This window comes from Acidobacteriota bacterium, from assembly GCA_016208495.1.
Classification (GTDB): domain Bacteria; phylum Acidobacteriota; class Blastocatellia; order Chloracidobacteriales; family Chloracidobacteriaceae; genus JACQXX01.
In genome coordinates, this window is record JACQXX010000080.1 from 89,781 (window position 1) to 104,537 (window position 14,757).

9 protein-coding genes are annotated in these 14,757 nt (G+C 48.9%); 3 read left to right on the forward strand and 6 right to left on the reverse strand.

Annotated elements, in window-relative coordinates:
• The first annotated feature begins 16 nt into the window (after window positions 1-16).
• Window positions 17-1,657, forward strand: a complete 1,641-nt coding sequence (locus HY774_16125) for a transporter (protein MBI4750014.1) — start codon at window positions 17-19, stop codon at window positions 1,655-1,657.
• A gap of 227 nt (window positions 1,658-1,884) precedes the next feature.
• On the opposite strand, the gene HY774_16130 is transcribed toward HY774_16125, so the two are convergent.
• On the reverse strand, window positions 1,885-3,417 hold the full coding sequence (locus HY774_16130) for a hypothetical protein (GenBank protein ID MBI4750015.1): 1,533 nt from the start codon (window positions 3,415-3,417) through the stop codon (window positions 1,885-1,887).
• Window positions 3,418-3,520: 103 nt separating this feature from the next.
• Here HY774_16130 and HY774_16135 point away from each other — a divergent pair, with 103 nt between their 5' ends.
• Window positions 3,521-3,766, forward strand: coding sequence for a hypothetical protein (locus HY774_16135; protein MBI4750016.1), 246 nt, complete (start codon window positions 3,521-3,523; stop codon window positions 3,764-3,766).
• 187 nt (window positions 3,767-3,953) lie between these two features.
• On the opposite strand, the gene HY774_16140 is transcribed toward HY774_16135, so the two are convergent.
• The 4 genes from HY774_16140 to HY774_16155 form a co-directional block, all read right to left on the reverse strand.
• On the reverse strand, window positions 3,954-5,459 hold the full coding sequence (locus HY774_16140; protein MBI4750017.1) for a cobalamin B12-binding domain-containing protein: 1,506 nt from the start codon (window positions 5,457-5,459) through the stop codon (window positions 3,954-3,956).
• 937 nt (window positions 5,460-6,396) lie between these two features.
• Window positions 6,397-7,719 (reverse strand): M4 family metallopeptidase, encoded by a 1,323-nt coding sequence (locus tag HY774_16145; GenBank protein MBI4750018.1) that lies wholly within the window; start codon window positions 7,717-7,719, stop codon window positions 6,397-6,399.
• Window positions 7,720-8,363: 644 nt separating this feature from the next.
• Window positions 8,364-11,846: a tetratricopeptide repeat protein gene (locus HY774_16150; GenBank protein ID MBI4750019.1), complete on the reverse strand. Its 3,483-nt coding sequence runs from the start codon at window positions 11,844-11,846 to the stop codon at window positions 8,364-8,366.
• A gap of 117 nt (window positions 11,847-11,963) precedes the next feature.
• Window positions 11,964-12,566: a phosphohydrolase gene (locus HY774_16155; GenBank protein ID MBI4750020.1), complete on the reverse strand. Its 603-nt coding sequence runs from the start codon at window positions 12,564-12,566 to the stop codon at window positions 11,964-11,966.
• 433 nt (window positions 12,567-12,999) lie between these two features.
• Between HY774_16155 and HY774_16160 the strand changes: the two genes are divergently transcribed.
• The gene (locus tag HY774_16160; protein ID MBI4750021.1) at window positions 13,000-13,701 is read left to right on the forward strand and encodes an alpha/beta hydrolase; all 702 of its coding nucleotides are present in this window, start codon (window positions 13,000-13,002) and stop codon (window positions 13,699-13,701) included.
• Between the two features lie 110 nt (window positions 13,702-13,811).
• Here the strand turns inward: HY774_16160 and HY774_16165 are convergent, their stop codons facing one another.
• Window positions 13,812-14,750: a GDP-L-fucose synthase gene (locus HY774_16165; protein ID MBI4750022.1), complete on the reverse strand. Its 939-nt coding sequence runs from the start codon at window positions 14,748-14,750 to the stop codon at window positions 13,812-13,814.
• Window positions 14,751-14,757: the final 7 nt, after the last annotated feature.

The following is a 14,757-nucleotide window of genomic DNA, read 5'->3' on the forward strand; positions in this document are numbered from 1 at the left end:
GAGATGATCTGGCTCAATGATCAATTTGTTGCTCTCAAACCCGCTGTTGCTTTTATTCCTGGTTGCCGCCATTGGGTATCCGCTGGGGAGATTGACTGTTCGGGGCACCAGCTTGGGAATCGCCGCCGTGTTGTTTGTCGGCATTGCCTTTGGTTCGCTTCATCCCACCCTGAAAGTGCCTTCGATTTTGTATGAACTTGGTCTGGGGCTGTTTGTGTATACCCTTGGTCTGAGCAATAGTGCAGCTTTTTTTACTTCGCTCAAACGCCGAGGGTTACGAGACAATTTCCTGGTCGCGGGTGGATTGCTCCTGGCGGTTGGGATCACGGTGGTGATTCAACAGTGGTTTCACTTGAAAGTGTCTCTCACGGTCGGGTTGTTTGCTGGAAGTTTGACCAATACCCCAGCCCTGGCCAGCGTGCTCGAAACCATCAGAACTTCCGTCCCAAAAGAAACCCTCACCCAAATGTTGACTGAACCAGTGGTCGGGTACTCGATTGCCTACCCAATGGGTGTGGTTGGCATGATTTTGGTGATTTTGATACTGCAAAAATTGTGGAACATAGACTATGCGGCTGAAGCATCAGCCCAGCGTGAATTCCAAACCGGGAGTGAAAAACTCTGCAATCAGACCATCCGGGTGACCAACCCTGTGGCTGATCACCAGACGATTGGAACCCTTGAACATGAATTTCCGAGCCTGGTCTTTGGTCGCATCAAACACGAAGCGTCTCAGTCACTGGCTTCGCCTGATACCCGGCTGCATTTGGGGGATTTAGTCAGCGTGATTGGGATCCGCGACAGCGTCGCCCAGGTGACTCAAAAGCTTGGGGAAGCCACCCCCGTACATCTTGAATTAGATCGAAGTCGGTATGATTTTCGACGGGTGTTTGTTTCAAACCACGACGTGGCCGGTCATCGGTTGGTTGATTTGAACTTAATGCAGCAATTTGGTGCCATTGTGACCCGCATTCGCCGGGGTGACATTGATTTGATTGCTCAGGAAGACACAATTTTGGAACTGGGTGATCGGGTGCGGGTCGTGGCTGATCGGGATCATTTGGATGCGGTCTCAAAGTTTTTTGGTGACTCGTACCGCGAGTCAAGCGAAGTTGATATTTTAACCTTTAGTCTTGGCCTGGCCCTTGGGTTGTTCCTTGGCACCATTCCCATTCCAATCACGGATGACATCAATATCAAACTTGGCCTGGCTGGAGGTCCGCTGGTTGTGGCGCTTATTTTGGGAAAACTCGAACGAACGGGCCCACTGGTGTGGGTGCCGCCCTTTAGCGTCAGTCAGGCCATTCGTCAAATTGGGCTGGTCATTTTTCTGGCTGGCATTGGCACCCATGCCGGGTATTCATTTGTGTCTACCTTGACCAGTGGTGGCGGGCTCTGGCTGCTTCTGGCTGGGGCCATCATTACCTGCACGGTGGCACTGGTGGTGCTGGTGGTTGGATACAAGGTTTTCAAAATCCCGATGGGCCTGTTGATTGGGATCTTATCGGGAATGCAAACGCAACCAGCGTTGCTGGGTTTTGCTCTGGAGCAAACCAAAAACGATTTACCCAACATTGGCTATGCCGCGGTATTTCCAGTTGCCACGGTGTTGAAAATCATTCTGGTTCAGGTGTTGTTTGCCCTGTTGTCGCACTGACTGTGGAAACAAAAGCTGGCTGGAACGCTGGTTTTCTCAATAAAAATAAAAAGGGGCGTTTGTATCGCCCCTTTTGTACAACTGGCCTGGCTATAGTTTTTCAGATAAATATTTCCATGGTGTTTTTGGTGATCATCGTTCAGAAACCATTGAAAAATTTGGCTTTCTTTTTCGTGTAGCTTGTGTGTTTCGTGGTTTCTTTATCTGAAATTCTATATATTCTGCCTTTACTCCGCTCTGTCTTTGGCGCCAACAGGACGTTCAAGCTCGGGTGTGGCAGCATCGGTGGAAGCCAGCACATTGGCTGCCTCGGCGAGAAACTGATTTAAATATTCTTGTGAAACCCGAAATGTACGGATTTTTACCTGCTCACGATTTTCAGGTGAAATTCCAACCAGAGCGGCAAGCGCGGCCCGGTTGGCTACCCGGTTAAAGTATGTATAAATCCGTACTTTTCCTTCAGGCTCAACAAATAAAACCAGCACATCGGTTGAATCTTCAAGAAAACAGACGGGAGCAATATTCAAGACCTCGGCTTGATCAATACTGAGGATTGATGCCATGCGAGGGTCAAATTTCAATGCGTCCAAATCAATTTTTTCTGAAGTCAACCGGGTTCGCTTCCCAACCGGGATGCCAGCCGCGGCAAGTTCTTCGTTGGTTCGCCGATGGCGTTTGCGGGGCAGTTCATCAGTTGATTGAGTGCCTGGGGCAGGCAGACTGATTTGATCATCTTCGTCGGGTACCCCTACTGGAAGCGAAAGCTGTACCGGTGTTGGGGTGGAGGGTGGGGTGTTTTCCGTTTTCACATCAGGCGAAAGCGGATCTGACGTGAGAGCTGGCTCTGTTTTTAAGCCGGTACGTTCGGTAACTTTCGGTTTTGGAGCCGTACCCTGTCGAGTGGCCTGCACTGCACCTCGCAACACCTGTTCAGCATCACCAAAGAAGGATTCGATGGCCTGAGCGACCCGGGGTTCAATCGGTTGAATCCGTTCCCGTTGCGTCAGAAGTTGTGCGACCAGAAATTGGGTTTCATCCATTGAAAAAGAAAACCGTACTCCCCGGCGGTTCTCACGGTCTGCAAAGCGGTCGTACTCAAATACCAATTCAAGCTGTGTTCCTTCAATGGAAACAGGAATTGTGGTTTGAACAACACCGGCGGATGCGGCTGGTGGTGCACTTACCCAGGATTGAGTCATGGCGGGTTTGGGGGCAGGCAGGGGTTGTTTCGGTGGAACGGGTTGGAACACCCGTGGAGGTTGAACTGGCTGAACAGGTGCCGGCTCGGGTGCCGGTGAGATTTTTTCCTCAGGCTCACTGGCTGCCTTTGGGACAACCGGTTCATCAATCACCCGCTCCTGAACTGGCTCAGGTTTTGGTTCTGGTGTTTCAATCCGACGTGGCACCTCACCCGCTGGCTCTGATTTTGGTGGAACTGGTGATGGTCTGTATTCTCGATTGTATTGCCTGTCAAAAGAGGGAGCTGGTTGCCGAAACCGGTCCTTTTTATATTCAGGCGGGTTTTGCGATAGTTCTGTCAAATGGGTTTCCAGATATTGAATTTCTGAGAACTGAGGCAGGATATCAAGGACGGATTCTAATTGAGCTGGTGATAGCTTTTTGAGGTGATTCTTGACTGGTGGGGGAACAAAGCGAAACTGCTTTTTGATTGCTTGAAACAGCATTTCCTTGAGGTCATACCAGTTGGGCTGTCGATTTGGATCAGATTCGTTAGTGAAGGATGGTTTTTTGTAATTCATAAGGGTACGTCTGAGTGAGAAGGGAGTTGTTTGTGAAAGGAGCCATTTATTCTCAGCCTCAGATTGATTCTCCAGTTGGAACACGGACCCAAACCAGTTTGACGTGATTCATCCCGGCGACAGTCTTACCGGTGAACGAAAAGAACTGGTTACACCTGCCATTTCTCGCAACCTGAAATCACACATACAACCAGGAGTGGCTGAAAATATCCTGAAAGAACATCTATTCTATTCAAAGTATGATAAAAAGATAGAAAAGAAAAAGCAATTGAGGCGTAATTTTGCCAAACAAATGGCTGGATCATCATTTCCAACTGGTTTTTCAACCAAAAATGGGTTTCAGAAATAGCCTGTGGGTGCACACCCTGGAAGAAAGTGGCCCGATGCCCTTAGCCCAAAATGGTACGTGCCTCGTCAGAAGTTTACTGAGAGGTTTGAATTTGGTAAGTATTTGATTTTTTTCGTGGTTTTCGTGGTTTTCGTGGTTAAAAATGTCTTGGAATTTTCGGTAAGGTCCGTTAGTACTCCTCAAATATTCAGGAACGTCGTGACCGGAGACCATCTTTGATCAGTTTGAAAATTGTCCGGCGGTTTTGAAAAATGACCTTGAGCCAGGACAGGGTGCCCATTTGAGGAAAGTAGATTCCACGAAAGAAAATGCGGGCAATGAAAAGTGTAATCCGCTGAGTGAGTGGCTTGGTTTTGATTGAATCCACGGCGGCGGCAATGGCTTCTGGGCTATACGAGTGAGTCCATCCGTGGTTGAGTTCCTGTTGTGCCTGATCAATACTCATTTTGAGGGGAGTGTGCGACATCTGGAAAGGTTTGAAATCAAGCCAGTGTGATGGGCGCGTCAATCGCCCAGCCGTTGCCAGCCGCTGATAGAGAGGTGTTCCCGGCAGGGGAGTCAAGGTCCCAAAAACGGGAAGCCCTGGCGGCCAGCTCCGGATTTGCTCTAAGGTTCGCTCGGCAGCACCTGGGGCGTCATTATCCAGCCCAAAAATAAACGACGTGATGGCCATGATATTGCGGTTTGCCAGGCGTTCGAGCACGATTTGGTACTCATTTGGCCGACTAAACCCTTTGTTGACATCGGCCAGGTTGATTGGATCAATTGACTCCATTCCAATAAAGATCCATTTGCCTCCTGAGGCTGCAATCAGGTCAACCAGTTCCTCATCCCGCAGCAAATTGGCGCTTATCTGGGCGGCCCAGTTTAATTGGGCGTCAGCGGCAATAATATCGCGAAGTAAAGATTTGGTGCGTTTGATGTTGATGGCAAAATTATCATCAATAAAAAAGACTGCCATCTGACCTTGCTCGCGAAGCGCTCGATTCTTCAATCGCAATAACTCATCAACCACACTTTCATTCGTTCGGAAGCGGATTGAATCCCCAAAAAATCCGGTTACGGTGCAAAACTCGCAGCCGTAGGGACACCCGCGTCCAGATTCAATCGGTATCACTCGAAACGTTCCCCACCCGGCCCCAAGTCGTTTGAGAATGGGAGCAAAGATTTTCGGAATTAAGTTGAACTGATCCAAATCCATTGATTCCCAGGGAATGGCTGGATAGGGTTGCAGGGAAGGTTTCATTTCCTTGCCCAGGTGATTCACCGGAGCATACACTGGTTTTAATTCACCGCGCACGGCATCCTGAACAATCCTGGGCCAGGTTTCATCTGCCTCGCCCACGGCAACCGCATCAGCGTGTTGAGGTCCACCATTTCGTCCCAGCGCTTCATCAACGGCTTCAGTAACATGCGGACCACCCATCACAACCGGTACGCCAGTTGCCCGAATGGCATCGGCCATGCGGTACGCTTTGGCAACCATTCTGGTCATGGCCCCAATGCCGACCAGTCCAATCTTTTCTTCAATCACGAAACGTGCAATCCCAGCTTCATCCATCGGTTGAGCATTTCCATCAATGAGGAGAACTTCATGTTCAGGTGGCGTTAACGATTGAAGCAAAAACATCCACAAATGAGGCATGAAATTGCTTGTGACACCATTATCAGGGTTGTACAAGAGGATTTTCATTGAGGGGGTACCTTCCGGACAGTTGCCAGAGTAAGCCTATTTTTCAATGGGCTGGATGAAAGAAAGTGCCTGCTGGCTTTTGAGAAGACACACAGAACTAAAGTCAGGTCACCTGACTGGTGGTTTTTCGTCAGTGGTGGACATATTGGTCCAAAACAGTGGGTATTGGGTTTTGGAAAGGTGGAAAAGGAAGAAAACCAGGCCCGGCCATTCAAAACAGATGTATCCTTGTACTCTGATTTGATCTGAAAAGCCAGCCAGGGCACGGAAATTTCAGGAAATCATACCAGTTTGTAATCAGTAGCCCGTGGTCAATCGTTCACTAAGCTTATTTGATTGAACTATTTGACTATTCTCTCATCCGAGAATTCCATTGCAAATTGGTGTCAGCATTGATAATCAAAAAGTACGTTCCTTTTCGGGTCTGGTGTACCCCTTATGGCCATAAGCGCCAGGAGAAGGGAACAAAGTCCGATCTGGACAAGGGGACAGGGGACAAGGGGGACAGGGGGATAAGGGGACAAGGAGACAAGGAGACACCTTGAATCGCTTCATCTCCCCACTCCCAACCGGAGGTTATACCATTTTGGAATGAAGCGGTCGTATTAGAAAACAGTCAAGTCATTCAATAAAATGAACTTAGTGAACTACTGACTACTGACTACTGACTACAAACTGGTATTATTCAAACCTGCACCGCTTGAGCATTGTCCTCTTGTTTTCCCTTCTTCTTGTCTCAATGCACTCAACTTTCCGTATCCTGTCCCTTTGTCCAGCTTTAGTGGATTGATCCGTTTGTACAATACAGGAGCGTATGTTCTGAAAATAAAAACGGGTTCGGAGAATGGTAAGCTCCTTCAAATTGAAAGAGTTACCAGCTCTGAACCCGAAATTCGAAGCCCTGATGTTGGATCAGGATTATTTGTATTTGATGAGGTTAATTCACTCCGCACGCCGTCCAGGTTGCGGCAACCGCATTTTGTTCAGCGCTGCCAGTGCCATAGAGGTCCCGAGCGGCATTAAGTGTGGCCGTCCGTGCGGCGGCGTAATTGGTCCCTGAGGTCATATAGACGGTCAAGGCGCGATACCAAATTTTTTCGGCTTTGCCCCGAGTGATACCCGTGACCGCAATTCCTGAAGTTCGGTTGGTGCCACCTTCAGACAGGAGGTAGAAAAAGTGATTGGCCAGACCGGACGAATAATGCACATCCATTCCATTGGTATACTGGCTGTAGTGGTCAATTGAGGCACCATCCCCACGCGGGTCACTCATGCTGCGCAGCCAGCCGCGGGAGGTTTTGGTGATTTCCTCGCCAATCAGGTAGTCACCTGGGTCACTGGAATTGGCGGCAAAAAATTCGGTGCAGGTGCCAAAAATATCCGATGTCGCTTCATTGAGTCCGCCAGATTCGCCTGAGTAAACCAGCCGTGCGGTTTTGCTGGTGACCCCGTGGGTCATTTCATGGGCCGCCACATCAATTGAAACCAGTGCCGTAAAGGTATTGCCATCGCCGTCACCATAGGTCATACAGAAACAACTGTCGCTCCAGAAAGCATTGTTATATTTCCGACCATAGTGAATCCGGCTGTACCCGCCCCGGCCATTGTTGGCAATTCCATTTCGACCGTGGACTAATTTATAGTAATCAAAGGTCTTTGCGGCACCATAGTGGGCATCAACGGCAGCGGATGAGGGGTCAGCACTGACCCCGCTTCCCCAGGTATTGTCCGTATCGGTGAAGACCGTACCGGTTCCAAAAAACTTCCCCTTCAGGTCCGAGGTGTAGTGGCTTCCGTGGGTCATATCGCGGAGTTCAAATTTGCCGGTAATCGAGTTGGTGCTGAGCGGCACCGTCCCGGAATACAAACTTCGCCCGCTTCCAGTTGCGGTCGCTGTCTCAAGGTTGTCATAGCTCCAGATGACCTTTCCGGATTTGGCGCTGATGAAATACACCGTTGCCGCCGGATTTTCGCTGGCGATATCAACCAGTTCGATTTGATAGGTCAAAAAATACTTCCCGTTTTTGGGCAGAATCATCAGTTCCGCCGCTGGTTGTTCGCTTGGAAATTGACCGAATTGCTGCCTGGCAATGGCGATGGCTTCGTCTGAGGTCAGGCGCGGTGTGGTTGAAATATTGATTCCCTGGAAATAATCACCAGTGATGCTCGCCAAAGATCCATCCGTCTGAAAGTGAGTAATCATCTCCCCCTGGAAGACCTTTACCCCCTGATGGGTTTGATCCAATCGCACGTGGGCCATGTGCAATTGGTCGGCAAATGCCTCGCGTGGCACAAATTCCTCTTGAGCGTTCCGAATGCCCGGCACCTGGGCCTGAAGCAAATCAAAACTGATGGTTTGGGCATGGGTAATCGCCGCTTTTTGTTCCGGGCTGAGTTCAGCATCAGTTGCCTGAACGTGATCGAGGGTGGCGGAGTCGAATGAAGTGGTGGCTTCGGATTTTTGGGACTGGGCGTTTCCGGGCTGGATGGCAACCATCGGTGCCATCGCCATCAAAACCATGGCGAACAGTAAAATTCGGCGTCTATTCATAAGTATGAGTACTCTCTATCCTTTGCGAAGTTGTTGACGGGTCGTTGAAGGTATTTTTACACCCGTGATCGGGTGTTTGGGGGAAGCCAAATCAATTGTGCCCGCTCCACATGATGTGCTTGATGGAACGAATTCTTTCAGGCAGAAAATTCGGATTGGCGAACTTGAAGTTGTTTGATTTGGGCAAGGAAGAAAAGAGGGACATCCTACCAGGGAGCATTCCAGAATGTCAATTGTTTGCAACTGAACGCTTTGCGGTGGGACAACCAAACCGGGTACCACTTTTGATGGATTGAATTACCTGGACAACCAAACCGAATTGAAATCCTGATTCAAACCCGGAGCCAATCCCTTCATCGAATTCCAGCCAAATTTCCCCATTCACCAGACGTAAAAAAGCTGGCCCAGTAATAGGGGCGGCGATATTTGGGGTCTTTCAATAATTTGAGCTGGACATTTCGTAGCGCCTGGCTGCGACCTTCGTTGTTTTTCAACCGCTGGTAATAAGCCACCATCAATTTACTGGTGGCAATGTCCGCCACTGGCCAGAGGCTCATCATCTGGGTTTCAGACCCTGCCAGAACCAGTGCCCTTCGCAAGCCATAACTGCCCTCACCAAATTGAAATTCCCCCAATCCGGTGTCACAGGCGGAAAGAACCACCAGCTTAGTGCCCCACAAATCGAGGCCGGCGGCTTCAAGAGCCGTCAAGGTACCATCGTTTTCGGCATCTCCACCATGATTGGCCCCTGCAAAAAACAGATAGGATCTGGTGAGGGGGTTTGGCATCCGAAGTTCCTCATTTGTTTCGACATCTGATTTTGGCACTGCGGATCGAGTATCAGGTGATGGTTCAGGCTTCGATTGACTCTGGGCTGAGTAGAAATAGCCATGGGTGGCAATGTGGATCAATTCTGGCCGTTTGGCATTTTTGATAATTTGTTCGGTTGCCTCTGTCCGGGTCAGGAGACTCGATTCAGGAAAAAGGTGTTTGAGGGCAATTCCTTCCTTCTGGGTGCCCTCCAACCGGGCGAGCTGACCCAAAGTTTGTCCTAACAGGAGCGGGCCGGTTCCAGTCCCATAATCAGGATCAGCCATAATCAATGGGGGACCGGCGCTTTCAATTTTGACTTTCAACCGCAACAAATCGCGACCACTGGTGAGGTAGGTCAGCAAATACTTTTCAATGCAATATTTCCCATTTTCATCAACCAGGGCGGCAAAAGGCACCAAATTCAAAATTCCATCCGGCGAAATCAGCAGATGGTCCGCAGACCCAACCAGTGCTCGGACTGGCTTTAAGATAAGCTCGTCCAGTTTTTGCGCGGCTTGAAAGAGTTGCTGATTTCGGGCCTGACGCGTGGCTGGGGGCAATTTGATTTTTGTCAGGTTTCGACCAGGGTCAGAGAGCAGAATCAACTTTCGAAATTCAGCGACTGCCTGATTGATGAGTTCGGCGTCACCTAAATCGGCTGCACGGGGTTCTCCTTCATTTTGAAGAACATAAACCCCATACCGATAATGGACGCTGTCAACTTCTTTAAAGGCGGCGTATTCAACCAGGGCCGTATGGGGTGGGATCACTTTTTGAATGGCTTCAAGTGTGATTGGCTGAAATTGGGCCCGGAATTCCGCACTTTTGGCACTAATTTTGGCCTCAAGTTGATCAACCAGTTCGGTTTGATTTTTGATTGCTTCCCGATGTTTTTGAAGTCCCTCAGTGCCGGCACCCTTCAAAATAAAAGTGGACAATTCACTTTTCTTTTTCAAAAGATCGTCAAACAACAATTTATCCTCCGGGAGGGCCCGTTTTCGGAGCGCTTCGATCCCTTCGGCCATCGCATCAAGGGAACGGCCCTTGCGCCTGAGGAGCACCGTAAACGCATTTTGACAGGCTTTCAAGTTGTTGGGCGCCAGTACCAAATTGAGGTAAAGTGATTCTTCTGTATGATTTGCCGTTTTATTTAGATAAAGCAATTTTTGTCGTTCTGAACCCGAGGCTAAATTTCGAATCAGATCGCGTTCCGCAATCTCATTACATTGAATGTAGCAATCAATTGCCTTTTCAACCTCATCAACCCGACTATAAGCCTGGCCAAGGTTTCGTAAGCAAGTCGCCACGTTCGGATGGTCATCACTCAATCGTTTCTGGTAAATCGCAAGCGCCCGCATATACAATGGAATGACCTCTGAGTTGTTGCCGAGCGCGGAATGGATCAAGGCCAGATTATTGAGCAGGGTGGCGACGTTCGGATGGTCAGGACCAAGAATTTTTTGATTGAGGGCCAGGGCCCTTTCAAAAAACGAGAGGGCTTTTTCGGGTTCCTTCAGATTTTGGTAAATCGTGCCCAAATTATTGAGCACAAAGGGAATATTTGGATGGTCCGGTGGGAGAAGTTTTTCAAACATGGCCAGCGCGCGTTGAAACAACGGTTCAGCCGCCCGATAATCCTTTTTGGAAATGTAAAGTAACCCCAGGGTACTCAAGGTGGCGCCGAGGTATTCGTGTTCGGTGCCGTAAATTTTTTCATTGATGGCCAGGGCTCTCACCAGTAATGGCTCTGCCCGGTTCAGATCGCCCTGGGCCCGATAGACCATCGCCAGGTTGCTGAGTCCCGAGGCAATGGTTTGGTGGTCAGATCCAAAAAAAGACTCTCGAAGTGAGAGGGCTTTGGCAATGTTGGATTCGGCTTTGATCAAATCGTGACTGAAAAAGTACGCCTTGCCCATTTCTTCATACACATCGGATAATATCTCTTTTGAAAAATCAGGAAGATTTTCTAACATCCTTCGGGCACGGTCTTGAAGCTGGATTGATTTTGGATAATTTCCACCCTGTAAATACAATGCCCCAATTGATGAAATTGCCTGCGCAAGTTTAGAAGCTTCTGCTGGTGAAACCTGGTCTGAACGGTCAATCAACCGGGTTGCAAGGTCATTGAACCGGGTGACATCGTGTTGGATGAAGTAAATTTCGCCAAGTTTTTCATAACATTTGAGGGCATCACCCTGGTTGATTCCCAATCCCGTTTCATAGGTTGAAATCGCAGCTCGAAACATTGCCTCAGCTTTTGAGAGTTGCTTCTGTTCGTGCCAGACCCAGGCCAGGTTATATCGGGCAATGGCCAGATCAGGATCATCGTCTGGCAATTGTTTTTCTCTGAGTGCCAGTGACCGGGCATACCAGGTTTCAGCCAGATCTGGTTTCTTTTGGGAATAGGTCACATTTCCCAGCAGATTGAAACAATCAGCCACATCAAGGGTATCTGGCCGTGAAAGTTTTTCTTTGATCGAAAGCGCTGACTCGACCAGTTGCATGGCTAAATCAAATTGGGACTGTTTGTACCTGGAAACGGCTCCATAGAAATCAGCCTGAGCTTGAACAAGAGCAGGATCAGTCGAGCGAACTGGCCGAAGTTCAACCGTTTGAAAAGTAAATGGCCCGGCAGTGTCTTTCGGGTCAGCCAGTTGAAGTTCAACCAGATATTTCCCAGGCAATTTGCTCAACCACGCCACTGGCAGGCGGCTTTGAGTCAGATTTGGACAGGTGACTTCGAGCACTTTTTGTCCGCTTGGATCGGTCACTGAGACTCGCAGATCAACGCCTCGTTGGCCCACGACAATCGAGGCAAACTCAGATTTTTTCATCTCGATTGGAAATGTCTTGTGCCCATTGACAATTTTTCCATCCACTCTGGTTGTACTCAGTTCAGATTGGTGGGCTTGAACTGAAGACACACCAGGAACTATCAGGTTGCGAACCAGGGCCGGCGGTTCTGACCCGGTGACCAGTGCGAGCAGGATCACGACCAGAACAGACCGTTGAAGAGCTGACATATGAGTGAAACTCCAATTGAGGAGAATGATTCGGTCTGAAAGGATTGCCGGATTTGGAGTTCGAGTTTGATGCTTTTTGGGTGAATTTTCCAGTGACCGGCACTGATCGAGTGTGACTTATTTGGAATTTGGAATTGGTGGCTGAACTGGAAATGAACGCATCCAGTCAAGCCGCTCCTGGGCCGGGTGTGTGATGGTTTGGGCCAGTTCGTCAAGCCGGATGAAAAGTTCCCAGGCTGCGGTTTGGGTTTGAGTTTCAAGATGATTCAAAATGGCTTGTTCAAGTTCAGGTGGCCGGTTGCCCTTCCACCAGTTATCTGCCAGACCGACCAGCAGGTCTTCAAACAGCAAAGTTGATCGGGTGTTTTCTTGCTTCCAGGCGGCATGGGTGCGGGCAAACCGGGCCAGTTCGGGTGCCACCCCGAGAGAAATGAGTAGGTCTGGACCGTGGTCTTCGTGTAACTCGCCTGATTGCTCAAGTTCCTGAGGAAAACGCGCTTTTCCCAAATCATGCGTTGCAGCACCAAACAAAACCAGATTTGGGTCAAACACTGCTCCTGGAAACAATTGCGGAAAGGCCGTCACAATCTGGCAGGCAACATCGTGGACCAGCGTCAAATGAGCCACCAGCCGAAGTGGAGCGTTGAGTGTTTCACACAGATGGAGAGCTTTTTCAGGTAGCGGATGCTGAACGAAATCCGGTAGAAGAAGTTGGGTCATAAAAGAAATCAGCGATGATACCAGTTGTAGTCAGTAGTTGGAAAGTCAGTAACCAGTCGCTCACTAAGTTTAGTTGATTGAACCAGTTGATTGCTTGTTTATAGAATGAGTCTCTCGAATTTGCAAAGAGCTCGGTTGTTGGTAGAATTGTATTTCCCTTAGCCCTTAGGGACTGTAAAAATACAACTTCCCGTTTTTATCGAAAGTCACCGGAGAGATCGAATTTCAGAACAGGAAACCACGAAATACACGAAAAACACGAAAAAGAAATCCAAAGACTTCAATGGGGTCTGAGTTTTGTCAGGGAAAGTGCCACCGAACTCAAAAGAAAATGGCTTCGACCCAAATGAAAATCGGGAAGTTGTTTTTTAACGCTCCCTTAGCCCGATACGCTCAACCTCAATAATGGTAGATTGTAAACGACTGACCACCTATGACTCATCTGGTGTTGCTTCCTGGGTTGGATGGAACTGGACAATTGTTTGAACGGTTTCGAGCGCTATTGCCTGAAACCGTTGATTCAACAGTGGTTTCCTATCCTGAAAGCAGCACCGGATATGATGTCTGTCTTGAATCCACACTTTCCAAAATTCGCCATCTGGACCGGTTCGTGGTGATTGCGGAGTCCTTTTCGGGTCCAGTGGCGGTGAAACTGGCGCAACTGGAGCCAGAACGAGTAAGTGGACTCGTGTTGTGTTGTTCGTTCCTGAACTGTCCGATTCGTGAGCCGCTCCACCCACTCATTAAGCTGATTGGCCGGGTGGTGTTTCAGCTTCCAATTCCAGTCATTGCCATTCACCACTGGATGATTGGTTGGGAAGCTGATTGGAAACTGGCCAGAGAAATATGCCAGGTACTGGAATCGGTGCCGAGTGAGGTGATTTTTAAACGGGTCAATGCGGTGCTTGAAGTTGAAGTCAGGGAAATTTTTCAAACGCTGGCCCAGCCGATCTTGATCATCAATGCCGATCAGGATCAATTGGTGCCGCGCCTTGAAACCAGTTCATTTTCAAATTCAAGTCTGATAACAGTGAAAAATATCCCTGGCCCGCATTTAATTCTGCAAACATATCCAACCCAGACCTGGGACGTGATCAATTCCTTTTTGAATCAACACCACCTTATAGAGTGCTAAGTACCTTGTCATAAGTTCCCTGAGATACTTGGATTGGGTAAGTGTTTGATTCCTTTCGTGTCGTTCGTGTGTTTCGTGGTTAAAATGTCTGGAAATTTTCGGTAAGGTACTTATGGCTTTGAATGAGCCAGATACCAGTCAATCGTTCGTTGTAAACCTTCTCGGAAGGGTGTTTGCGCGGTCCATCCCAGTTCCTGAGTGGCCAAACTGGTATCCAGACAGCGGCGTGGTTGACCGTCGGGTTGGGTTGTATCCCATACAATGTCTCCGGTGTAACCCACCAGTTCCCGAATCAACAGTACCAGGTCCCGAATTGCAATTTCCTGGCCGGACCCAAGATTCATCGGCGCTGGACTTTCATAACGTTCCATCGCCGCCAGAATTGCATCCGCTGCATCTTCGACATATAAAAATTCGCGAGTTGCCGCCCCTGTTCCCCAGACAGTCATTGTCGGCAGATTGTTTTGTTTGGCTTCAACGCATTTGCGAATCAGCGCGGGTATCACGTGTGAGGTCCGCGGATCAAAATTATCGCGTGGTCCATATAAGTTTACTGGAATCAAGTAGATTCCATTAAAACCGTATTCTTGCCGATAGGCTTGCAACTGCACCAGAAGCATTTTCTTGGCCAGTCCATAAGGTGCGTTGGTTTCCTCTGGATATCCGTTCCAAATATCAGTCTCTCGAAACGGCACCGGCGTGAATTTCGGATAGGCACACACCGTTCCGGCACACACAAACTTCTCAAGTCCGAAACGCCGTCCCTGTTCAATCAACTGAATACCCATGATGGCATTATCATAAAACAACCGTCCTGGGTGCTGGCGATTGGCACCAATACCACCCACGACGGCTGCCAGATGAATCACAATGGTTGGCCGGATAATTTCATAAAAGCGAATGACCTGGGCTGGATCAAAGAAGTCAAACTCGGCCTTACGCGGAGCAAACACGGTTTCATACCCCGACTGCTTTAATCGTTCAACCAAAAACGAGCCGAGAAAACCACCTCCACCGGTAACGGCAATGCGTTTTGAGTGCTTCATCATTCATCCT